The sequence below is a fragment of the Actinopolymorpha sp. B9G3 genome (genome assembly GCF_040120725.1).
Lineage (GTDB): Bacteria > Actinomycetota > Actinomycetes > Propionibacteriales > Actinopolymorphaceae > Thermasporomyces.
The window spans coordinates 166,101-188,385 of sequence record NZ_JBEEAB010000007.1; the positions used below are offsets into that span (position 1 = coordinate 166,101).

The 22,285-nt window shown below is 69.4% G+C and carries 17 protein-coding genes; 12 read left to right on the forward strand and 5 right to left on the reverse strand.

Annotation, left to right across the window (positions count from 1 at the left end; genetic code table 11):
• Positions 1-18: 18 nt before the first annotated feature.
• Both ABNF93_RS14955 and ABNF93_RS14960 read right to left on the reverse strand, forming a co-directional pair.
• Positions 19-987 (reverse strand): 1-phosphofructokinase family hexose kinase, encoded by a 969-nt coding sequence (locus ABNF93_RS14955; RefSeq protein ID WP_349328624.1) that lies wholly within the window; start codon positions 985-987, stop codon positions 19-21.
• Positions 984-1,745 carry a DeoR/GlpR family DNA-binding transcription regulator gene (locus ABNF93_RS14960; protein ID WP_349328626.1) on the reverse strand — a complete coding sequence of 254 codons (762 nt, stop codon included), beginning with the start codon at positions 1,743-1,745 and terminating at the stop codon, positions 984-986. Before ABNF93_RS14960 ends, ABNF93_RS14955 begins: the two co-directional genes overlap by 4 nt.
• A gap of 196 nt (positions 1,746-1,941) precedes the next feature.
• Between ABNF93_RS14960 and ABNF93_RS14965 the strand changes: the two genes are divergently transcribed.
• From ABNF93_RS14965 to ABNF93_RS14985, 5 genes are read left to right on the forward strand one after another with little or no spacing between them, the layout of a single operon-like run.
• The gene (locus tag ABNF93_RS14965) at positions 1,942-3,417 is read left to right on the forward strand and encodes an ABC transporter substrate-binding protein (protein WP_349328627.1); all 1,476 of its coding nucleotides are present in this window, start codon (positions 1,942-1,944) and stop codon (positions 3,415-3,417) included.
• Complete coding sequence (locus tag ABNF93_RS14970) at positions 3,418-4,344, forward strand: carbohydrate ABC transporter permease (RefSeq protein ID WP_349328628.1); 927 nt, start codon at positions 3,418-3,420, stop codon at positions 4,342-4,344.
• Positions 4,341-5,255 (forward strand): carbohydrate ABC transporter permease, encoded by a 915-nt coding sequence (locus ABNF93_RS14975; RefSeq protein ID WP_349328629.1) that lies wholly within the window; start codon positions 4,341-4,343, stop codon positions 5,253-5,255. Before ABNF93_RS14970 ends, ABNF93_RS14975 begins: the two co-directional genes overlap by 4 nt.
• Positions 5,248-6,276 (forward strand): NAD(P)-dependent alcohol dehydrogenase, encoded by a 1,029-nt coding sequence (locus tag ABNF93_RS14980; protein WP_349328630.1) that lies wholly within the window; start codon positions 5,248-5,250, stop codon positions 6,274-6,276. The genes ABNF93_RS14975 and ABNF93_RS14980 overlap by 8 nt, the downstream gene beginning before the upstream one ends.
• Before the next feature lie 22 nt (positions 6,277-6,298).
• The gene (locus ABNF93_RS14985; protein ID WP_349328631.1) at positions 6,299-7,306 is read left to right on the forward strand and encodes a zinc-dependent alcohol dehydrogenase family protein; all 1,008 of its coding nucleotides are present in this window, start codon (positions 6,299-6,301) and stop codon (positions 7,304-7,306) included.
• Positions 7,307-7,327: 21 nt separating this feature from the next.
• Here the strand turns inward: ABNF93_RS14985 and ABNF93_RS14990 are convergent, their stop codons facing one another.
• Together ABNF93_RS14990 and ABNF93_RS14995 are read right to left on the reverse strand one after the other, a co-directional pair.
• The gene (locus ABNF93_RS14990; RefSeq protein WP_349328632.1) at positions 7,328-9,010 is read right to left on the reverse strand and encodes a BCCT family transporter; all 1,683 of its coding nucleotides are present in this window, start codon (positions 9,008-9,010) and stop codon (positions 7,328-7,330) included.
• Between the two features lie 128 nt (positions 9,011-9,138).
• Positions 9,139-11,634 carry a glycoside hydrolase family 2 protein gene (locus ABNF93_RS14995; RefSeq protein WP_349328633.1) on the reverse strand — a complete coding sequence of 832 codons (2,496 nt, stop codon included), beginning with the start codon at positions 11,632-11,634 and terminating at the stop codon, positions 9,139-9,141.
• Positions 11,635-11,768: 134 nt separating this feature from the next.
• Between ABNF93_RS14995 and ABNF93_RS15000 the strand changes: the two genes are divergently transcribed.
• The 5 genes from ABNF93_RS15000 (at position 11,769) to ABNF93_RS15020 (ending at position 17,387) form a co-directional block, all read left to right on the forward strand.
• Entirely contained in the window at positions 11,769-12,161 is a 393-nt protein-coding gene (locus ABNF93_RS15000) for a GntR family transcriptional regulator (protein WP_349328634.1), read from the forward strand.
• A gap of 17 nt (positions 12,162-12,178) precedes the next feature.
• Positions 12,179-13,021 carry a serine hydrolase gene (locus ABNF93_RS15005; protein WP_349328635.1) on the forward strand — a complete coding sequence of 281 codons (843 nt, stop codon included), beginning with the start codon at positions 12,179-12,181 and terminating at the stop codon, positions 13,019-13,021.
• Positions 13,022-13,163: 142 nt separating this feature from the next.
• A complete protein-coding gene (locus tag ABNF93_RS15010; protein WP_349328636.1) occupies positions 13,164-16,007 on the forward strand; it encodes a protein kinase/lanthionine synthetase C family protein in 2,844 nt (947 codons plus the stop codon).
• Between the two features lie 120 nt (positions 16,008-16,127).
• Positions 16,128-17,066, forward strand: a complete 939-nt coding sequence (locus tag ABNF93_RS15015; protein WP_349328637.1) for a C40 family peptidase — start codon at positions 16,128-16,130, stop codon at positions 17,064-17,066.
• A gap of 60 nt (positions 17,067-17,126) precedes the next feature.
• Positions 17,127-17,387, forward strand: coding sequence for a DUF2277 domain-containing protein (locus ABNF93_RS15020; RefSeq protein ID WP_349328638.1), 261 nt, complete (start codon positions 17,127-17,129; stop codon positions 17,385-17,387).
• 22 nt (positions 17,388-17,409) lie between these two features.
• Here the strand turns inward: ABNF93_RS15020 and ABNF93_RS15025 are convergent, their stop codons facing one another.
• Entirely contained in the window at positions 17,410-18,396 is a 987-nt protein-coding gene (locus ABNF93_RS15025) for a TerC family protein (RefSeq protein ID WP_349328639.1), read from the reverse strand.
• A gap of 216 nt (positions 18,397-18,612) precedes the next feature.
• Between ABNF93_RS15025 and sppA the strand changes: the two genes are divergently transcribed.
• Complete coding sequence (sppA, locus tag ABNF93_RS15030) at positions 18,613-20,274, forward strand: signal peptide peptidase SppA (RefSeq protein ID WP_349328640.1); 1,662 nt, start codon at positions 18,613-18,615, stop codon at positions 20,272-20,274.
• Positions 20,275-20,398: 124 nt separating this feature from the next.
• Positions 20,399-22,267: a translational GTPase TypA gene (gene typA, locus ABNF93_RS15035; RefSeq protein WP_349328641.1), complete on the forward strand. Its 1,869-nt coding sequence runs from the start codon at positions 20,399-20,401 to the stop codon at positions 22,265-22,267.
• Positions 22,268-22,285 lie beyond the last annotated feature (18 nt).

The window sequence follows — 22,285 nt, forward strand, 5'->3', positions numbered from 1 at the left end:
TGACTTCACTTCGTCCGGTCACGACAGCCTCCGGTCAGGATCGGGGGCGGTGTGCATGCGTACGCTCCTCCGGTCGGCGTCACCCACCCGCCGCCCGAGGCTGCCTTCGGACCGGACGGCGACCGAACCCCACGCCACTGCCTCGCGAAGTGCACCCGCTCTGCCAGCCCTGTCCCTCCTGTCAACTCGGGCTTGCGCCGCGGCACTGAGGTACCCAGCCAGGAAGTTGTCACCCGCACCCACCGAGCTTCGGACGGTCCCCACCGGCAGTTCGGCATGCAGGACTGGCCCGTCACCGTCGACCAGGACGCCACCATCGGTGCCCAGGCTCACCAGCACGACTCCCCCGGCCCGTTTCCGTACCGTCTCCGCCGCCGCGATCACCTCGCCGAGCGTCCGCAACGGCGTACCGACAAGTTCGGCGAGTTCGTCGCGGTTGGGCTTCACCAGGTCGGGCCAGGCCTCGAGACCTCGACGTAGCGCCTCGCCGCTGGAGTCGAGCGCGAACCTGGCGCCTGCCTGCCGGGCTCTGGTGACGAGCTCGGCGTAGAAATCGGCCGCCACGCCACCAGGCAGCGCTCCGGACCCGACCACCCAGTCGCCGCGTCCGACCACTCCCAAAACGCCGTCGGCAAGTGTCTCGGCGTCGGCCCACGTCAGTGTGGGACCGGGTTCGTTGATCTTCGTGACGATTCCGCCGGGACTACGAACCGAGATGTTGACTCGCACCGAGCCGGTGATCGGCAGGGCGACGTATGGCACGTCCTCGTCGTCGAGCAGGCCGGCGAGCTGGCTACCCTCCGGACCGCCGAGGGGAAGTACGGCCGTCGACCGGATCCCGTTACGCAGGAGGGCCCTGGTGACGTTGACACCCTTCCCGCTCGGCTCCACCTGCCGGCTCGCGGACCGGTTGACCTCGCCCAGCCTGAGTGCCGAGACCTCGAGGGTGCGGTCGATCGCGGGGTTGGGTGTGACCGTGATGATCACGCCCGGACCACCTTCGGGCCACACGACTCCAACTCGGCCGCGGCGTCGTCGTCGACCTCGGTGCCGGTCACGATGACGTCGAGGTCCTCCACGCCGGCGAACTTGCAGAAGCTGTCCCGCGCCACCTTCGAGTGATCGGCCAGCAGGATCCGGCGCTTGCCGGCCTGCACCATCGCCGACTTGACGGCCGCCTCGGTGGGCAACGGAGTCGTGAGCCCGCGGGCCACGCTGAGCCCGTTGGTGCCGAGGAACGCCACCTCGACGGAGATCTCGGCGAGTTGCCGGCGGGCCCAGTCGTCGACGGCGCTGTGCGTACGTCCGCGAACGAGGCCGCCGAGGCACCAGACGGCGAGGTGGGACCGGTCGGCGAGGAGGGTCGCGATGGGGAGGGAGTTGGTGACGACGGTGAGTTCGCGGTCACGTGGGATCAGCCGCGCGAGTGCTTCGGGCGTCGAGCCGCTGTCGAAGAGCACCGCACCTTCCTCGGGCAGTTCCTCCAGCGCGGCCCGGGCGATGCGCAGCTTCTCCTCGGCGTACTGCTCCCGGCGGGTGGCGAGCTTGGGTTCGTAGTCCAGGCGTTCGACCGGGATCGCACCGCCGTGCACCCGCTTCAGCAGGCCGCGACGCACGAGCACGCTGAGGTCTCGCCGGACGGTCTCCTGAGTCACGTCCAGCGCGCCGGCGAGCCCGGCCACGTCGACCCGGCCGACCGCGCGTGCGCGGGACAGGATCTCGAGCTGCCGCTCTTCGGCGTACATGAGGTTGTGCCCGTTCGTCTGTGGCTCTGCCCGGTCGTGGTGTGTGCGTTGAGCATGACAGCGAAGTGCACGCGGACGCAAGCGGAACCTCACGTCAGTCCAATGTCTGTTCCCACCCGAATCTGCCCGAATCTCTTGACTTCGGTTTGAGTGCGGGTCCAGGCTGGAAATCTCCCACACGGAGGGTGCCTCCCCCATGACTCACTCGACCGTGACTCCCTCGAACCAGACCGCCATGCGCCCGCTGACCCGCCGCAGCGTGCTTGCCGGCTCTGTCGGCGCGGGCGCGGCGCTGCTGCTCGGTGGCTGCGGCAGCCGGCGCGACGTGACCAGGCGTACGACCGACGACCCGTGGCGGCAGTTTGCCGGCACCACGCTCAACTTCATCTCCGAGAACACCGCACCGACCGCCGCGATCGCCGCGGACCTCGCGCCGTTCACCGAGCTCACCGGCATCCGGGTCAACATCGTCACCCTCGAGCTCAGCGCGCTGGTGCAGAAGGTCGCCCTCGACCTCGCGTCCGGCCAGGCGCAGTACCAGATCGTCTACGCCGACCCCTACCAGGTGCTCGCACCGTATTCGAAGGGGCTCGTCGACCTGCGCGAGCTCGCCGACGATCCGTCCCTGCCCCGGCAGGAGGGCGGCTTCCGCGACTTCATCCCGACCCAGCTCGACGCCGCGGGGCGATTCGTCGACCAGGACAAGGTGTTCGCGCTCCCCTACGACTGCCCCACGATGATCTGGCAGTACCGCGCCGACCTGTTCGACAAGTACGGCGAACGCATGGCCGACGACCTCGGCTTCGACCCCACGCCGAGCAACGACAGCACCTGGGCGCAGTACGCCGCGACCGCCCGGTGGTTCAACGACAACGCCGACGAGGTGCTCTTCGGCACCGGGCACCAGGCGAAGCAGCACGACTCGTTGATGTGCGACTTCTCCAACGTGTTGTGGGCGTACGGCGGTGACTACTTCGACGACGGCGACGCGGTGGGGCGGCTCGGCCGGGTCGATCCCGGACCGTGCCGGCTCGGCAGCGAGGAGGCGGTCGCGGCCGCGGAGTTCTACGCGGACCTGCTCGCGGTCGCCGACCCGGCGTCCCGCACGTGGGACTGGGACGGTGTGGGTGCGGCGTTCAGGGCCGGACGGATCGCGATGTGCCCCAACTGGCACGAGTTCGCGGCGAGTAACGAGCAGGCCCTTCCCGGCAAGGTTGGCTATGCACGTCTGCCGAAGGGCCCGGCACGCTCTGCCAACCACTACGGCGGCACGGGGATCGGCATCAGCGCCAACACCCTGCCCAACGAACGCAAGGCCGCCTGGCTGTTCCTGCTCTGGTCCACCGCACCGGACAGCCAGCTCGCGAACCTGAAGAGCAAGGCGGGCGGCGGCACGCCGACCCGCACGTCGGTCTATGAGCTGCCGGACGTGGTGCGAGCCGAACGCCGGCCGTCGGCCATGCCCAACATGCTGACCGCGGGTGCCGTCCAGCAGGCATGGAGACCTGCCAACATCGGCCTGCGCCCGAAGATCCCGATGTGGAACGAATGCGATACGGCCATCTACACGCAGCTGTCCCGCATGCTCGTCGGTGACGCTACGCCGGCCGAGGCGATGCGCGAGACGGCCAGCCGGTTCGACCGGATCGTCGCGCGAGGGTGGGTGGGATAGATGAACGCGACCGTTGCCAAGACATCGCAGCCGGCGCCGACACGGCGGCGGGCCGCTCCCCGACGCAGGCTCGCCTTCGAGGGTCGCATGATGGTGCCCGGCGTGGTCATGCTGGCGGCCCTCTCGATCATCCCGTTCCTCGCCATCGTCTGGATGAGCTTCTCCCGCGTACGCCTGCTCGGCGGTGTCGCCGCGGACTGGGTGGGCTTCGCTAACTGGGGGCGCTTCTTCACCGACGCCGACCTGGCCTGGGCCTGGATCCGTACCGCCGTCTTCTTCGTCCTCACCGTCGGCCTGGAGATGGTCGGCGGCGTCGTCCTCGCGCTGTGCCTGTGGCGGGTGTTCCGCGGGCGCAACCTGCTGCTGAGCCTGCTCCTGCTGCCGATGTTCGTCGCGCCGGTCATCGTCGGGCTGCTCGGGCGCTTCCTCACCGACTCGACGTTCGGTCTGTACGCATGGATCCTGCGCCAGCTCGGCTACCAGGGCGACATCCTCGGCAGCACGTTCTCGGCATTCACCGCCGTCGTCCTCATGGACGTCTGGGAATGGACGCCGCTCATCGCGCTCATCACCCTCGCCGGCCTGTCGTCGGTGCCGCTGGCCGTGCGCGAGGCGGCCGCGATCGACGGTGCCGGCGGGTGGAAGGAGCTGCGATACATCGTCCTGCCGTCGATCTCGAGCATCCTCCTCGTGGCACTGCTGATCCGGTCGATGGACGCGATCCGCTACTTCGACATCATCTGGGTGACTACGAACGGTGGCCCGGCCGACGCTACGAAGACTGTGCCGGTGCGGCTCTATGAGACCGCGTTCCGGTTCTTCGACCTCGGCTACGCCGCCTCGATCGGGTTGGCGATGCTCGTCGTCTCGATCCTCATCGCCCGGGTCTTCGTCCGCCTCCTCGACCAGAAGGGACTCGCCCGATGAGCGCAGTGCCCTCGCCAACCCCCCGCGGGCTCCGCCCGCCTACGCCCGCCCCCACCGCCAACGCGTCGATGAGTCCGCTGGAGCGCGGCACCCGGCGGACGCGCATCCTCGCCTGGGCACTGCTCGGGGTCGGCCTGGTCTGGACCCTCGTGCCGCTGGTCTGGATGCTGGCGTCGTCGTTCAAGTCCGACGCCGATGTCACGGCCGCGACACCGCAGGTGTTCTTCGTACCGACGCTCGACAACTATCGGGGCCTGTTCAGCGGCGCGAACGACCTCACGCCGTATCTCTGGCACAGCATCCTCGCGGCAGGTCTCTCCGCGGTGCTGGCCGTCGCACTGGGAGCGCTCGCCGGCTACGGCCTCGCGCGGACGGCGATGCGCGGCAAGAAGCACATGTCGTTCTGGATCATCTCGACCCGGATGGCCCCGATCGCCGCCGTGGTGCTGCCGCTGTTCCTGATCTTCCGGCAACTGGGGCTGATCGACTCGATCCCGGGCCTGGTGCTGGCGTATCTCACGTTCGACCTGCCGTTCGCGATCTGGTTGATGAGTGCGTTCTTCGCCGACATCCCGCCGTCGCTGGAGGAGTCGGCACTCGTGGCGGGATGCTCGCGCTGGCAGGCGTTCTGGCAGGTCGTGCTGCCGCTCACCAAGGCGGGTCTGGTCACGACGTTCGTGCTGTGCCTGGTCTTCGCGTGGAACGACTACGCGTTCGCGCTGGTCTTCTCCGGGCCCAGCTCCCAGACGCTGCCGATCGCCGCGAGCCAGCTGGTGACCCAGACCGGCATCGACTGGGGACAGTTGTGCGCGATCGGTACGTTCGTGGTGGTCCCGATGATGCTCGCGGGGCTCGCCGTACGCCGGTGGCTCGTCACCGGCCTGACCCTCGGAGCAGTGACAGGTGAGTAAACCGGACACGATGCGGGCTGCCGTCCTGCGGGACGTGAAGGATCTCGTGCTCGAGGAGCAGCCGGTGCCGGAGCCGGGACCGCGGGAGGTGCTCATCCAGGTCACCTCCGTCGGCACCTGCGGCTCCGACATCCACTACTACGAGCACGGCCGGATCGGGGACTTCGTCGTCCGTTCGCCCCTGGTACTCGGGCACGAGGCGGGCGGCGTGGTGGTCGCCCGCGGGTCCGAGGCGCGGCGGCACGAGATCGGGCAGCGGGTGTCGATGGAGCCGGGAGTGCCCTGCTTCACCTGCGCGCAGTGCCGCGCCGGGCGCTACAACCTGTGCCCGGACATGCGGTTCTTCGCGACACCGCCGATCGACGGCGCCTTCTGCGAGTACGTCGTGCTGCACGAGGAGTTCGCCTACGCCGTTCCCGACTCCCTCTCCGACGACGCCGCGGCCCTGCTCGAACCCCTGTCGGTCGGTGTCTGGAGCGCCCGCAAGGCCCGGATCGCCCCTGGCACAAGGGTGCTGATCACCGGCGCCGGACCGATCGGGCTGGTCGCGTTGCAGGCCGCGCGGGTGTTCGGTGCCAGCGAGGTCGTGATCTCCGACGTACGCCCGCAACGGCTGGAGATGGCCCGCGCCCTCGGTGGTACGCCGATCGACGTGAGCACGACCTCGCTCGCCGACGCGGGTGTGGAGGCCGAGGTCCTGATCGAGTGCTCGGGCTTCCCGCCGGCGATCGGCGAGGCGATCCGGCGGGTGGGCCGCGCCGGACGGGTGGTGCTGGTCGGCATGGGTGGCGACGAGATCCCGCTCCCGCTGGCGCACGTCCAGGGGTACGAGATCGAGGTCACGGGCACCTTCCGGTACGCCAACACCTGGCCGACCGCGCTGGCCCTCGCGACGTCCGGCGAGGTGGACCTCGACCGGCTGGCCACGCACCACTTCGGGCTCGCCGACACCGAGGCCGCGCTCACCGTCACCGCGAACGACCCGACCACCATCAAGCCCATGGTTCATCCTCAGCAGTGATACCTCAGCAAGGGAGTTCAGCGTGAAGGCTGCCGTCATCAGCGAACCCGGCAAGGTCAGCGTCGAGTCAGTGCCCGACCCGTCGCCAGGTCCGCGGGACGTCGTCGTCGCTGTCGCCGGCTGCGGGATCTGTGGAACCGACCTGCACATCCTCGACGGCGAGTTCGCACCCACGCTGCCGGTCGTGCCGGGGCACGAGTTCGCCGGCGAGGTCGTCGCGGTCGGGCAGGACGTCACCGAGGTCGCGACGGGCGACCAGGTAGCTGTCAACCCGTCCTTGCACTGCGGCGAGTGCCACTACTGCCGCCGCGCCCGAGGCAACCTGTGCGAGAACTGGGCCGCGATCGGCGTGACGACAGCGGGCGGCGCCGCGGACTATGCCGTCGCACCGGTGAAGAACTGCTACCAGCTCCCCGAGGGGGTGGCGACCGCGGACGCCGCACTCATCGAGCCGCTGTCGTGTGCCGTTCGCGGTTTCGACGTACTCCCCCGCGTTCTCGCCGACCACTACCTCATCTACGGCGCCGGCACGATGGGGCTGATGATGATGGAGCTGGCGAAGCGTGCGGGTGCCGGCAGCGTCAGCGTCGTCGACATCAACCCGGCCCGCCTCGAAACCGCGCGGGAGCTCGGCTGCACCGCCACCGCGACAAGCGCCGACGAGCTGGCTCCGAGCCATCCGCGCGGCTGGGAGGTCGTCATCGACTGCACCGGTGTGGCCGCCGCGATCAGGGACGGGTTGGCGCGGGTCGACCGTGGCGGGACCTTCCTGCAGTTCGGCGTCTCGTCCTACGACGCACGGGTCGAGATCGAGCCGTACAAGATCTACAACCAGGAGATCACGATCACCGGGTCGATGGCGGTGCTGCACAGCTTCGAACGTGCGGGCGACCTGTTCGCGAGCGGTGTGCTGCGGCCAGACGTCATGATCAGCGACCGTCTCCCCCTCGCCGACTACGCCACCGCACTGGAGCAGTTCAAGGCCGGCGTGGGCCGCAAGATCCAGGTAGTTCCCACCGTGGAGCCGTGACCGCCGCTGGCCCGCGGGGCGCTACTCGTCCTCGGTGGTTGGACGGTGGTCGGCGTCATCCGCCGGCCGGGTTCCGGCCTCCCGCGCGACCTGGTGGCGGAGCCGCCGGCGGAACCGCCTGTCGGCCACGATCATCGGGTCGTTGCGCAGGTCACGGGCGAGGGCGACGCACAACCCGACCATGATCACGGCGAACGGTGCGCCCGCCAGGATCGTCAGTGTCTCCAGCCCGCTGAGAGCCTTCTCGCCTCCCAACAGCAACATCACGAAGGCGACCGCGCCGACCAGGACACCCCAGAACACCACCGCCCACCTCTGGGGCCGGTGGGTGCCGCGCTGGGAGAGCGTGCCGAGGACGAGGGAGGCGGCGTCGGCCCCGGAGACGAAGAAGATCGCCACCAGGATCACGACCAACGTGCTCGTCACGCCGGCCAGCGGGAACGTCCCCAGCAGCGCGAAGAGCTGGCCCTCCGGGTCCGCGACACCGGCAATGTCGCGACCGCCGCGTTGGGCGTCGATAGCCGCGCCGCCGAAGATCGCGAACCACGCCACGCTCACCAGACTGGGGACCGCGATCACTCCGAGGACGAACTGGCGGATGCTCCGACCGCGGCTGATCCGCGCGATGAACGTCCCGACGAAGGGCGCCCACGAGATCCACCACGCCCAATAGAAGATCGTCCATGTGGTCAGCCATCGGGTCACGTCCTCCCCACCGGCCGGGGTGCGGGCGGACATCGCCGCGAAGTCGCGGAAGTAGTCGCCGACGGCGGCGGGTACCAGGTTGAGGACGAAGGCGACCGGCCCGACGACGAACACGAAGACGGCGAGCAGGATCGCCAGCACCATGTTGGTGTTGGACAGCCACTGGATTCCTTTGGCGACCCCGGAGACCGCCGACGCCACGAAGGCCACCGTCAGGACCGCGATCAAAGAGCCGAGGACGAGCGATCCCGCCGTGCCCAGCCAGCCCAGCTCGACCAGGCCGGCACCGATCTGGAGAGCGCCGAGGCCGAGCGAGGCGGCCGAGCCGAACAGCGTCGCGAAGATCGCCAGGATGTCGATCACCCGTCCCGCCGGCCCCGTCGCGCGGCGCTCGCCCAAGAGCGGCGCGAACGCCGCACTGATGAGCTGCGGCCGCCCTTTCCGGAACGTGCCGTAGGCCAGGGCGAGACCGACGACGGCGTAGATCGCCCACGGGTGCAGGGTCCAGTGGAACAGCGTGGTCGCCATCGCGGTCCCGGCGCCCGGACGGGCATCTGGTGGAGTCTCGACGAAGTGGGTCAGCGGCTCACTGACCCCGAAGAACATCAGGCCGATGCCCATGCCCGCACTGAACATCATGGCGACCCAGGAGATCGTCCGAAACTCCGGCTTCTCCCCGTCCTGGCCGAGCGGAATCCGCCCGTATCGGCTGACTGCGAGCCAGACGGAGAAGACCACGAACCCCGTCGCCGCCACGACGAAGAACCACGCGAGGTTGTCGACGAGCCAGGTCAGCGATGCGTTCGCGGCTCTTGCGAGTGAGCCGGTGCCCCGCACACCCCAGGCGACGACGGCGACCGACACCGCGGCGGAGATTCCGAACACGACCCAGTCGGTAATGGGCGGTGGGCTCGTGACTGTCGGTGGTTGGCCGTCACCCTCGGGCTGGTGAGTCCGTTCCGGCTCAGGCTCCGCGTTGCTCTCCTGCTGATCGGACACGGGATCGCGACCCCTTTTAACCTCGGCGCGGCTGGCCTCATCGGAAACCAGGTGCAGACTGTCGGAACCCACGTGCCCCGCCGGTCGGATTACAACCTTTCAGTGCATCTTCCGGACGTACGACGCATTCAGGGTGCCTGTGCGGCCGGAACCTGTCCGTCGCCCGCGCTGCGGAGAACGGGAGCACCGGCGACTTCCTCACGAGTCACCTGGCGGGTCAGTCCTTCGATCAGGAAGGTGTGCGTCTCCCCTGGCAGCAACGTGACCAGCATGTCATCCACTCTCGCCGCTGGATCGAGCCGGTCGGCAAACAATGCCAGGTCACGGACGAAGGTCCGGGCTGCCACCCGCACCTGCGTGCCGCTGGGGTTCGGGACCACCTCAACGTCGAGCTCCGGCTGCGGGTAGGCGAGGTCCTTGTCCTCTGCGAAGTACCAGGTCGTACGCCGGTCTCCGGCCGTGACGACCAGCACCTCACTCGCCGCATCCACCGGTGTCGCGACGTCGGCAGGTATGCGGACCGCTGTCGTGTCTCGTGGATCGACCTCGAGCTTCGCCGTCCACTGCGCGTACACCTCGCCACCGAACGCACGACGCTCGACGACGACCTCGGCGTTCCACGCCTCCGCTCCGTCGTTGATCCCGATGATGTCGAGTCCGCCGTCGCGGGGCTGGACGGTCACCAGGCGAGGGTCATAGACCTTCCGCAAGGCGTACCACAACGGCTTGCGCCGGGCGTCACCGTCGACCGCGGCCCACGACGTCACCGGCCAACAGTCGTTGAGCTGCCAGATGACGGTGCCCATGCAGCGACCGCGATGCGAGCGGAAGTGCTCGATGCCGTACGTCAGCGCCCTCGCCTGGTTGAGCTGCGTGACCCAGTGCCAGTCGGCCACCGTCGTCGGCTCGTCGAAGTGCGGCGCCAGCCCGCGGGCGAGCTTGCCGTTGCCGTCGGTCGCCTTCTGGTGGCTCAACACCCCTGGCGAGTCGGACGCGAGCGGCTCGTCGTGCACGGCCCTTGTCAGCGTCGCCCAGGTCGGCGGGCCCTGCCAGCCGAACTCCGCCAGGAACCTCGGCACGTAATCGCGGTAGACCGCGTAGTCCTTCTGGTTCCAGGCGTCCCAGATGTGTGTGCAGCCGTGGTCGTCGGCGTTCGGATGGATGTCGAACGAACCGGAGTAGGGGCTGCCGGGCCAGTACGGCCGGGTCGGGTCGGTCTCGGCGACCACCCGGGCGAGCACGTCGAGGTAGTAACCCTTGCCCCAGGTCCGGCCGTCGAGCCTCGCCTGCCAACCCCAGTCGAAGTAACCCCAGATGTTCTCGTTGTTGCCGTTCCACAGGACGAGACTGGGGTGCGGCATCAGCCGGGCGACGTTCTCGCGGGCTTCGGCCTCGACCTCTTCCGCGATCGGCGACTCCTCCGGGTACGCCGCGCAGGCGAAGAGGAAGTCCTGCCAGACAAGGATGCCGAGCTCGTTAGCTGCGTCGTAGAACGCCTCCTGTTCGTAGATCCCGCCGCCCCAGACCCGCAGCAGGTCGATGTGGGCGTCCTTCGCCTGCTGCAGCCGCGCGCGGTAGCGCTCCGGACCGATCCGGCTGGGGAAGCAGTCGTCGGGGATCCAGTTGGCGCCGCGGGCGAAGATCGGCACCCCGTTCACGACGATGGTGAACGCCGAACCGGTCTCGTCCGGCGTGGTGTCAAGGCGTACGTGACGAAAGCCGATCCGGTGCGACCAGCTGTCCAACGCCGTACCGTCGCCCGCGGCCAGGGCGACATCGAGGTCATAGAGCGGCTGGTCGCCGTGGCCGTGCGGCCACCAGAGCCGGGGATCGGGGACTTCGAGCGCGACTGTTGCCGACGTCTCCCCGGGCGCGACGTCAACCCGCCCCCGCACCCCGGCCACCTCAGCGGTCAGCGTCAACGGTGCATTGACATCGGCCCGGTCCACCTCGACGACCGCCCGCACCTTGCCCACGCCGCCCTCGACCGTCACCAGCGGGCGTACCTTGGCCAGTCGTGCCGTCTGCCAGGAGTGCAGCCGGATCGGCTTCCAGATTCCGGCGGTGACGAGGATCGGTCCCCAGTCCCAACCGAAGTTGCAGGCCATCTTGCGGATGAAGTTGAACGGCTCGGGGGTGGCGGAGTTGGGTCCGGGCAGGTCACCGAGCTGGTCCTTGAGGTTCTCGGCGTACGCCTGGGCGGAGGTGAACGTCACCACCAACTCGTTCGCGCCCGGGCGGAGGTGCTGCCCGACATCGAACCGGTAGGACCGGTGCATGTTCTGCGTCGTGGCGACCGGCGACCCGTTGAGCTCGATCCTGGCCACCGTGTCGAGGCCGTCGCAGACCAGGTCCACCCGATCGGTGCCGCCCGGCTGCCAGTCGAAGGTCGTCGCATAGCGCCAGTCGGTCCGACCGATCCAGCGCAACTCGTGCTCGTTCCGGTCGAGGTACGGATCAGGGATGAGGCCGGCCGCCAGCAGGTCCGTGTGCACACAACCGGGCACGCTGGCGGGAACCGTCGCCGACGCCAGCGCCGCCGGGATCTTCGGTTCACCCCCGGTGCCGCCGGAAGCGACCGCGTTGAGCACCCAGTCCTGGTGCAGATCCCGCCACTCACCCATGTACGCCTCCTGTCGCAATGCCAGCTTGCTCCTCTACCCTCTCCCACGACCGACGGCCGGCCGCCTGCGCGGTGACCCGCACGCCGATTTCCGCCAACCGAAACTTTCGCCGCATCCGATCTCATGGGGGTTGCATGGCAAGGATCGCTGTCGACAGCGCAAGCCGAACGCCGCCCTGGCGGCAGGTACGCGACCAGATCCTCGCGCAGATCGACGAGGGGCACCTGGCAGTAGGCACCCGGCTCCCACCGATCCGCCAGCTCGCCGCCGACCTGGGAGTGGCGCCTGGCACGGTCGCACGTGCGTACAAGGAGCTCGAGGCCGAAGGGGTCCTGCACACCGCGCGCCGGCACGGCACGGTCGTCGCCGCGGCCCTACCGGGCCGCGACGATCCGCTCCGTACCGCCGCCGAGACCTACGCCGCAACCGCCCGCGAACTCGGCGTCGACGTGCGTACCGCCCTCGCCACCGTGCAGTGGGCGTTCGACCTCACCGCCGGGACTCCACCCAAGCGGCCAGCTCGGTGAGCTTGAGTCCCTCGCGGGTGCCTCATCTCTGCGCGCTCGGCGCCGAACTCACCGCGGTGCCGGGCACGGTTTCGGTCTGGTGCGGTCGCCCTGGCGCGGGTCCGGCGTACTCCCTGAACGCCGATCACACCCACTACGCCGCCAGCACGATGAAGGTCGCGGTCATGATCGCGGCGTACCAGCTGGCGGAGACAGGTGAGCTCGACCTCGACGCAGAGGTGGCCGTTCACGACGAGTTCGTCTCTGCGGCCGGGGGCGGGGCGACGTACCGGTCGACCGCCGACTACGACAGCGACCCTGAGCCGTGGCGGTTCCTCGGCGGGACCGCACCGCTGCGCTGGCTTGTCCGCCGGATGATCGTCAGGTCGAGCAACCTCGCCACCAACCTCGCCCTCGAACGCGTCGGCCTCGAGCCGGTCGCGGCGGCCTGGCGCGCCGCAGGTGCACGGCACGCAGTGGTCACCCGTGGCATCCAGGACGAGCCGGCCCAGCAGGCCGGCCTCGCCAATCTCGTCACGGCCAGCGACCTCGCCGGCCTGATGGGAGCGCTGGCCCTCGGCGCGGAGGCACGGACGCGGTGGGGCCACGTCTCCCCCGCCGGGTGCCGGGAGATGCTCGATGTGCTGCTCGCCCAGGAGATCACCGAAGACGTCGTACGCGGTCTTCCTCCCGGCACGCCGGTCGCGCACAAGAACGGCTGGGTCGACGGGATCCGGCACAGCGTGGCCCTCGTTCATCCTCCCGACGCGCCGGCGTACCTCCTGGTGAGCTGCACGACGGCGCCGCTCTCCCACGACGATGGTTGTGCGCTGGCCGCACGCGTGGCGGCCGCGAGTTGGGCCGACAGGTTCAGCCTCTGACCCTGGAAGCCAGGTGGCCCGGAGGGCCGGCGGTCCGTGATCGAATCGAGTCGGGATTCTGTCCCGTTTCGGTTGCGGAGATCATGCACTCTTGGTAGTCGTATGACCACCTAAAGTGCAAGATCGAGAGGGCGTGGGGTCCGTGCCACCGGTCAGACTCCGCGGAGACAATCTGACGAACCTGGTCTCGGAGCTGATCGTTCGCGTCTCAGGACGCGTCTGGCAGATCCGGGCCGGTCACCCGTTGCACTCCGCGCTGCCTGCCGACCGGCCGAGCGACCACCTGGTCGACCGCACAACCGACCACACGTCCGACCTGGTCGGTCCGCAGGACGGGGGCGGGGCCGCGGGTGGGACGCTGTACGTGTCCGCGACGCCTGAGTCGGTGCGGACCGTCTTCACGCGGGCCATCACCATCCTCGCCCGACGGCGGGTGCCCTTCTCGTTCGCGTCGACGGTCGAACGGGTGCGCTGGCTCGGACAACCCGACTGTCCCAAGGCCGACTTCGGCCGATGTCTTGCCGTCCACGCCCGCGACGACGCGGAGTTCGCCGACCTTGCAGAAGACCTGCACCTCACGACCGCCGGGCTCGCCGGACCGCGGATTCCGGGGGCTCGGCCCGTCCGGCCACGCAGCCTGGTGGCCGTCGCGGTCACCGCCGACGGCACAGGCGCCTGCGGTGGTTCGGGCGAGTTCACCGATCCCCGCCACCACGGCCTCGACGGCGCCATCGACGGCGGCATCGGCATCGGGCAACGCGTCGGCGCTCGGTACGTCGTGCACCGGACCCTTCGGTTCGATCCGACGGGTGGTGCGTACCTCGCGACCAACGAACGCCCGACAGCCGGCAGGTCCACCGTCGTGCTCACACATGCCCGCGCCCACGCCGACGTCGACGTCCACGGGCGCGACGCCCGCGCCCGACTCCTCCATGAGGTACGGCTCGCCGCTCGTGTCCACGGCAGCAGCCCGGTGCCGCTCCCCCTCGACCTCTTCGCGGTGGCGGGCGACCTGGTGAGTGTCCAGGAGCGCATGGCCGGCGTGCCCCTGCGTCAGTGGGTACGCCAGCACACAGGTGCCGGCGCGGGCCTGCCGGCCGAGCTGGCCCTCACCATGGCCCGCCGACTCCGCCTCCTCCTCGCCTCGGTGCACGACGCCGGACTCGTCCTGCGTGACCTCAATCCCGACCGGCTCCTTGTCAGCCCCGGCGGGGAGCCGATGCTCCGCGACCTCGCCGGAGCAACCGACCGGGGATCGGTGCTGTTGCACCGAGGAACACCGGGCTACACCGCACCCGAGTCGCGTACCCGCCATCTGCCCCTTCCCGCGGCACCGTCGGAGGATCTCTACAGTCTGGGCGGGCTGCTGTTCTACCTGGCAACCGGAAACGATCCGGTGCTGGCGGCCGACGCACCGGCGCAGCGACCGGTCCGCGAACGAGTGGCCACCTGGCTGGCTCTCGTCTCGCGCTACAACGACGCGGCCAGGGTCCTGCGGCCGGCGATCATGACCCTGCTGTCCGCGCAGCCGAGCGAACGCGGTGACCTGGCTCAGCTCGACCGGCTTCTCGCCGGCAGGTTGCCTGGTGGCGAGCTCGGGTCCGGAGACCGGGTCCTGCCTCGCGGTCAGGCACTGCCACCCGCCGAGGAACTGCTCGCCGATGGGCTCGACCACCTGACCGCCGCGATGTGTCCCGACGAAGAGACACTGTGGCCGCCTGGTCCGCACGGCGCACGCACGGATTCGGCGAGCATCCAACACGGAGCGGCGGGCGTCCTCGCGGTCCTGCTGCGTGCGCACAGCCAGGACGCGACCGACGACATCGCTCCGCTCGCGGTCGAGGCGGCTGCCCGCAAGGCCGCGTCCTGGCTGTCCGCCCGGTGCACACCCGCCGACACCCAACCTCCTGGTCTCCTCCACGGCCCCGCAGGTGTCGCATGGGTCCTCACGGACGCTTCAGCGGTCCTCGGCGAACCTCACCTGCACGCGCAGGCCGAACACATCGCGCTCACGCTGCCGACGAGTTGGCCCGACCCGGGACTTGCCGACGGGCTGGCAGGCGCTGCGTTGCTCCAGCTCCGCCTCGCCCGTCTCACCGGCCAGCGGCGTTGGCGGCGGGCAGGCGCCCATCCAGCCGGTCGAATGCGTCAGGACGGCGACAGCCGCTTCTGCGACCGCGCGGCCACTTATGCAGCGGCCCTCCGCGACACCGCCGTGCCGGGACCTGGTGGACCGACCTGGCCCGTCGGGTCAGGCACCCCACCCGACGCCAACGGCGCGCCGACCTCGCAGATCTCCAGCGGACGCCTCGGACTCACTCACGGCATCGCGGGCATCGGCTATGCCCTGCTCGCCGTCGGTACTGCGCTCGGCGACTCCAGCTACGTCACGTTGGCCGGTGAGGCCGGCTACACGCTCTGCCGCTCAGCGCGGATGGACGACGACGGTTCGGCATGGTGGTGCGGAGACCTCGATGGCACCACGTCGGATCGGCCACACCGGTGTGACGGTCCCGCGGGGATCGGGACGTTCCTGCTCAGGCTCGCCATGGTGACGGGCGAGCAGAGATTCGGTGAGTACGCGAGAGCCGCCGCCGGCGCCGTCCACCGGGCCCGCTGGACGTCACGGCCAGGGACCTGCCACGGCCTTGCCGGAGACGGGGAGTTCCTCCTCGATGCCGCGGACTTCCTCGCCGACGGCACCTACCGGGTCTGGGCCGAGGACATGGTCCCGCTGCTCGCCGTACGACACTGCCGCCGCGAGGGAAGGGTCCTGCTCCCGGACGACTCGCTCCAGGACGTCTCCGCCGGCTACGGAGGCGGTCTGGCAGGGACGCTGGCGTTCCTCCTGCGGCTCCGGCACCGCGGATCGCGACTCTTCCTCGTTGACGAGCTACTGACGGAGGACACCGCTCCCCCACCCGACCTCAACCGTTGTGGATGGCCCGGCTACCTCGGCGGCGTGCCCACCATCTATCCCACCTGATCTCCCTCGTCAGCTGCGTTGACCGGCCGGGTGCCTCGCTCACCTGGTCGCGACGGTGCGGAATCGCGAAGCCGAGGCTGGGAACCACGCCAGCGGTGGTGTCTCCGGTACCGTGACGCCATGTCAGCGCCTGACCTCTCCGTCGCGACAAGCACAGCGATCTGCGTTCCGGCCACCACCCTGTGGACCGACCCGGGCGCGGTGCGAGAGATCGACGCGCACATCGTGGCCCCTCTTGCCGACCCTCGACGGTGGGCCGAGAGCCTCGACGTGCCCGCCCGGCGAGACCTGCACGACCGGGTCCTCACCCAACTCCTGCTCGGCGAGCCGGTCGAGGTCATCGAGGAGCGAGGCGACTGGCTGAAGGTCGTCGCGCTCTGGCAACCCTCTGGCCTGGACCCGCGGGGTTACCCCGGCTGGGTTCCACGCGCCCACGTCGCGGCCGCGGCAGCGCCGTCGGACCGCGAGGCCGTCGTGGCGGTCGAGGCCACGCCGGTGCGTGCCGCACCCGAAGGCACGGCCACCCTCACCGAGGCTTCGTACGCCACCATCCTCGCGGTGACCGAAGAGGCCAGCGCCGGCGTCCGGGTCCGCCTCCCTGGGAACCGAGAGGGCTGGCTGGACACCTCGGCCTGCGTCGTACGTCCGTCCGGTGCGGGTCGATCGGTCGCCGGTCAGGGCGCGCCGGCGCCAGGACAGGCCGTCCTCACCGCGGCGCGCCGATTCATCGGGCTCGACTACCTCTGGGGTGGCATGTCCGCATTCGGGCTGGATTGTTCGGGGCTGGTCCACCTCACGTTCCGCGCCCTCGGGTTGATCGTTCCCAGGGACGCCCACGACCAGGCCGCTGCCGCCAAGCGAGTCCCGGCGGAGCGGGCGGTCGCTGGCGATCTCTATTTCTTCGTACGTCCTGACAAGCCGGTCCACCATGTCGGGTTCGCCATCGGTGAGGACCGGGTCATGCTGCACGCGCCCGCCACCGGCCAGCAGGTGGTCGAGGAGCCGCTCACAGCAGACCGTCGCCGCACGCTGGTCGGCGATGCCGGCCGGGTCATCTAGGGCTTGCTCTTGGGATCAGCTCGACGCCCCGGTGTCTGACCTCGCGCGTAAGGTCGTGGCATGTGCCGGAACATCACCGTCCTGCGAGGACTCGAGCCGCCCGCGACCAACGAAGAGATCCACGCCGCGGCTCTGCAGTACGTACGCAAGGTCACAGGCGTCGGGAGTCTGAGCAACGCCACTCGGGGCCCGATCGAGAAGGCCGCCGCCGAGGTCGCCAAGATCACCGAAGCTCTGCTCGAGGAGATGCCTCCGCGTCGGGTGCCACCTCAGAAGGCCCCTCCGTTGCGTCGGCTGAGGGCCGCGCGCGACTCAGGCTGACACCCCGCGGAACACCGCTCATCTAGCGCTGGTCGCTCTTGCTGAGACTTCGGCTTCTGACGAGGCTCGCCACCGTCGTGACCGCAAGCGTGCCGATGATGACGGTCAGGGACCATCCGATGCCGATGTCGGGAACGCCCTCGAGCGGCTTTCCGCCATTGATGAACGGCAGGGTGTTGTCGTGCACGGCATGCAGGATGAGCTTGACGCCGATGAAGCCGAGGATGACCGCGAGGCCGTAGGAAAGGTAGACCAACCGGTTGATCAGCCCGCCCAGGAGAAAGTACAGCTGCCGCAACCCCATCAGCGCGAAGACATTGGCCGTGAAGACGAGATAGGGCTCTTTGGTCAGGCCGTAGATCGCGGGAATGGAGTCGAGGGCGAAGAGCAGGTCGGTCGTACCCAACGCGATCATCACGATCAACATCGGTGTCGCCAGGCGCTTGCCGCCTTCGATGAGGGTGAGCCGGACGCCGTTGTACTGGTCGGTGATGGGGAGGTTCCTCTTCGCCCAGCGGATGACCACGTTCTCCTTGTAGTCCGACTCGTCCTGCTCGCCCTGGCGTACGAACTGGACCGCCGTATAGACCAGGAACGCGCCGAAGAGGTAGAAGACCCACGAGAACGCACTGATGGCCGCGGCACCCACGGCGATGAAAAACCCTCGCATCACGAGGGCCAGGATGATGCCGATCAGCAGTGCCGTCTGTTGGTACGCGCGAGGGACCCCGAACCTCGTCAGGATCACCAGGAAGACGAAGAGGTTGTCCACCGACAGGCTGTACTCGGTGATCCAACCGGCGAAGAACTCGGCGGCATACTGGCCGCCGGAAACAACGAACACGCCCAAGCCGAAGAGCATGGCGAGCGCCACGTACATCGAGATCCACATCGTGCACTCGCGCATCGACGGCTCATGAGGTCGCCGGCCGATCACGAACACGTCGACGGCGAGGATCAAGCCGAGAACACCGACTGTGGCGATCCAGACCCAGGGATGAATGCTCACGCGTCAACCTCCGAAGAAGAAAAATGTCGCTCCCTCGGAGGTCTCTTCCGCCTGAGGCGCTGAGGCCGCCGGCACCGGGTGCCGGACAACCTGCCCGGGAAACCGTGATGACGATGCCGCCGCGAAGGAATACTCCCCTCCTGCTGCCCGGACATTCTGTCCTACGTCCGGCCCACGGGCCCAACCGGGTGTCCAGGCCCACCGTAAAGTGGGCCCATGGTGGCCACGCTGCTCGAACTCGACCTCACCCAGCCGCTCCTGGAGGCTCCGCCCCAGGATCCGATCTCCGCCGCGCTGGCCCGACGCCGGCCGTTGCTGCGGGATCTGGTCGACGGTCTCCGCCTCGCCACCCGGGACCCTGACGTGGCCGGCCTCGTCGCGCATGTCGGCGGCCACCCCGCGTCGCTCGCGCAGGTGCAGGAGCTGCGGTCGGCGGTCCGAGCGTTCGCGGCGACCGGCAAGCCCACCGTGGCATGGGCTGAGTCCTTCGGCGAGTTCGGGCCGGGAACCGTCCCCTACTATCTCGCGACGGCCTTCGACGACATCTGGGTCCAGCCGTCCGGCGATGTCGGCCTCACCGGGTTGATCGCCGAAGCGGTCTTCGTCAAGGACGCCTTGGCGAAACTGGGCGTCCTGCCACAAATGTCCCAGCGCTACGAATACAAGAACGCCGCCGACACCTTCCTCGCCAGCGAGATGACCGACGCCCACCGCGAGGCCGCCGGCCGGTTGGCCGCCTCCGCCATGGAGCAGATCGTCGCCGGTATCGCCGACGGGCGAGGACTGGAGAGCGGCCAGGTCCGCGGGCTCGTCGACCGCGCTCCACTGTCGGCATCGCAAGCCAAGGACGCCGGACTGGTGGACGAGTTGGGCTACCGGGACGAGGTGTACGCGCAGCTGCGCCGCCGGTTGGGTGGGGTACGCCTGAGGTTCGTCCACCGCTACCGCCGCGCCCGTCAGCTGGAGCCCCGGCACGCGCTGAGCCGACTGTCCAAGGGTCCGGCCGTCACCGTCGTCCATGGCACCGGCGACATCCATCTCGGGCGGTCGACCCGGCGCGGCCTTGGCGGAACCTCGATCGGTTCGGACACGATGGGCGCCGCGCTTCGGGCCGCCGCGAGCGACTCCGATGTCCGTGCCGTGGTGCTGCGCGTGGACAGCCCTGGTGGTTCCTACGTCGCCTCCGACGCTATCCGGCGGGAGGTACGCAGGGTCCGCGACGCCGGCAAGCCGGTGATCGTGTCGATGGGGAGCGCGGCCGCGTCCGGCGGCTACTTCATCGCGATGGCGTCGGACACGATCGTCGCCCAGCCCAGCACCCTGACCGGCTCCATCGGCGTCCTCGGCGGCAAGGCCGTCGTCCGGGATCTGCTCGACCGGCTCGGCATCGCCCGCGACGGGGTCGCGGAAGGGCGGAACGCCTGGATGTTCTCGGCGTACCGGCAGTTCTCCGACGACGAGTGGCAGCGCCTCGAGAGCTGGCTCGACCAGGTCTACGACGACTTCACCGCCAAGGTCGCCTCCGACCGCGGGCTCTCCCGCGAGCATGTCGAGGGAGCCGCCCGCGGGCGGGTCTGGAGCGGCGCCGACGCGCAGGCCCGCGGTCTCGTCGACGAGCTGGGCGGTTTCGAGCGCGCGCTCGAGATCGCCTGTGCACACGTCGGCATCAGCCGGGACGAGGCCGATGTGCGCATCGCTCCCCGGCTCGGCATTCTCGAACGCATGCGGAGCCCGGAGTCGAGCGAGGACCTGGCCGCGGCGGCGGCGACGTCGGTTGGTCCCGGCGCGCTGCGTGGGGCGGTCGATCTCTTGACGGCCGCGTTCGGTGTACCGAGGATCGGTGTCCTCACCACCCCGGTGCTCTGGCAGCTCCGCTGAGACAAACCCCCTGCCCCCTTCAGCGCCCCCGGCCCCGTCCCCCGACGATGGCCGTCCCGACCTGGGGTGGAGAGAGAGCGCCCCGCTCGGCGGTGGCCACAAGGGGTCGGGAAGGATGACAGGCATGGCCACCCGCAACGATCTCCGCAATGTCGCGATCATCGCTCACGTCGACCACGGCAAGACCACGCTGGTCGACGCGATGCTGTGGCAGTCCGGGGTCTTCCGGGAGAACCAGGACGTCAACGAACGGGTCATGGACTCGATGGACCTCGAGCGCGAGAAAGGCATCACGATTCTCGCCAAGAACACCGCGGTCCGATGGGAGACCCCCGACGACGGGCCGGTGACGCTCAACATCGTCGACACCCCCGGCCACGCGGACTTCGGCGGCGAGGTCGAGCGGGCCCTTGAGATGGTCGACGGCGTACTCCTGCTCGTCGACGCCTCCGAAGGACCACTCCCCCAGACGAGATTCGTCCTTCGCAAGGCGCTCCGCAAGAAGCTCCCCGTCGTCCTCGTCGTCAACAAGGTCGACCGCCCCGACGCGCGGATCGCCGAGATCGTCGACCAGACCTACGAACTGTTCCTCGACCTGCTCGACGACCCGTCGACCGACACCTCCGCGCTGGACTTCCCGATCGTCTACGCCTCGGCGCGGGCTGGCCGGGCCACGCTCGAGCAGCCCGAGGACGGCACGATTCCCGCGAGCCCCGACCTGCGACCCCTGTTCGAGACGATCCTCGCGACAGTGCCGGCTCCTTCCTACGACGAGGGCGCACCACTGCAGGCACACGTCACGAACCTCGACGCGTCGCCATATCTCGGCAGGCTGGCGCTCTGCCGCGTCCACCAGGGCGAGCTCACCCGGGGCGCCACGGTGGCCTGGTGCCGGGCAAACGGCACCGTCGAACGGGTCAAGATCACCGATCTGTTGATGACGCAGGCCCTCGACCGCGTACCCGCGGACAAGGCCGGACCAGGTGACATCGCTGCGATTGCCGGCATTCCTGACATCACCATCGGTGAGACACTCGCCGATCTCCACGACCCGCGTCCGTTGCCGGTGATCCGCGTCGACGAGCCGTCGATCTCTGTCACGGTCGGCATCAACACGAGTCCGCTGTCGGGCAAGAGCGGCGGCAAGTTGACTGCCCGACTGGTCAAGAACCGCCTCGACGCGGAGATCGTCGGCAACGTGTCGATCAGGGTCCGGAACACCGAACGTCCCGATACCTGGGAGGTTCAGGGCCGTGGCGAACTGCAGCTGGCCGTCCTCGTCGAGCTGATGCGTCGCGAAGGCTTCGAGCTCACGGTCGGCAAGCCCCAGGTCGTCACCCAGGTGGTCGACGGCAAGGTCCACGAGCCGGTCGAACGCGTCACCATCGACGTACCCGAGGACTACGTCGGCGTCGTCACCCAGATGCTCGGCCTGCGTCGTGGTCGGCTGGAACAGATGGTCAACCACGGGACCGGATGGGTACGCCTGGACTACCTCGTACCGGCGCGTGGGCTCATCGGCTTCCGTACCGAGTTCCTCACCGAGACTCGCGGCACCGGGCTCATCCACCACGTGTTCGAGGGGTACGAACCGTGGGCGGGTGACCTGAGGACCCGGCCCCGCGGTTCGCTCGTCGCGGACCGGCGCGGGAGCGTCACCGCGTACGCCTGCTTCAACATGCAGGAGCGCGGGACGCTGTTCGTGAAGCCCGGCACCGAGGTGTACGAAGGAATGATCGTCGGCGAGAACTCCCGGCCGGAGGACATGGACGTCAACGCCTGCAGGGAGAAGAAGCTCACCAACGTCCGGTCGTCGACCGCCGAGGAGCTCGAGCGGCTGGTTCCGCCGAAGGAGATGGCCCTCGAACAGGGGCTGGAGTTCTGCCGCGAGGACGAGTGCGTGGAGGTCACGCCAGCGGCGATCCGGCTGCGCAAGTCGGTGCTGGCGCAGACCGACCGGGAGAAGCTCCGCGCCCGGGCCCGGAAGGCCTGACGCACCGCCCTGCGGCTC

Excerpts from the sequence above, each read along its gene's own strand:
- ABNF93_RS14960 (WP_349328626.1), bottom strand. The coding sequence starts at position 1,745 with ATGTACGCCGAAGAGCGGCAGCTCGAGATCCTGTCCCGCGCACGCGCG.
- sppA (WP_349328640.1), top strand. The coding sequence starts at position 18,613 with ATGGTGGCCACGCTGCTCGAACTCGACCTCACCCAGCCGCTCCTGGAG.
- typA (WP_349328641.1), top strand. The coding sequence starts at position 20,399 with ATGGCCACCCGCAACGATCTCCGCAATGTCGCGATCATCGCTCACGTC.
- ABNF93_RS14965 (WP_349328627.1), top strand. The coding sequence starts at position 1,942 with ATGACTCACTCGACCGTGACTCCCTCGAACCAGACCGCCATGCGCCCG.
- ABNF93_RS15015 (WP_349328637.1), top strand. The coding sequence starts at position 16,128 with ATGTCAGCGCCTGACCTCTCCGTCGCGACAAGCACAGCGATCTGCGTT.
- ABNF93_RS15000 (WP_349328634.1), top strand. The coding sequence starts at position 11,769 with ATGGCAAGGATCGCTGTCGACAGCGCAAGCCGAACGCCGCCCTGGCGG.
- ABNF93_RS14995 (WP_349328633.1), bottom strand. The coding sequence starts at position 11,634 with ATGGGTGAGTGGCGGGATCTGCACCAGGACTGGGTGCTCAACGCGGTC.
- ABNF93_RS15020 (WP_349328638.1), top strand. The coding sequence starts at position 17,127 with ATGTGCCGGAACATCACCGTCCTGCGAGGACTCGAGCCGCCCGCGACC.
- ABNF93_RS14970 (WP_349328628.1), top strand. The coding sequence starts at position 3,418 with ATGAACGCGACCGTTGCCAAGACATCGCAGCCGGCGCCGACACGGCGG.
- ABNF93_RS14975 (WP_349328629.1), top strand. The coding sequence starts at position 4,341 with ATGAGCGCAGTGCCCTCGCCAACCCCCCGCGGGCTCCGCCCGCCTACG.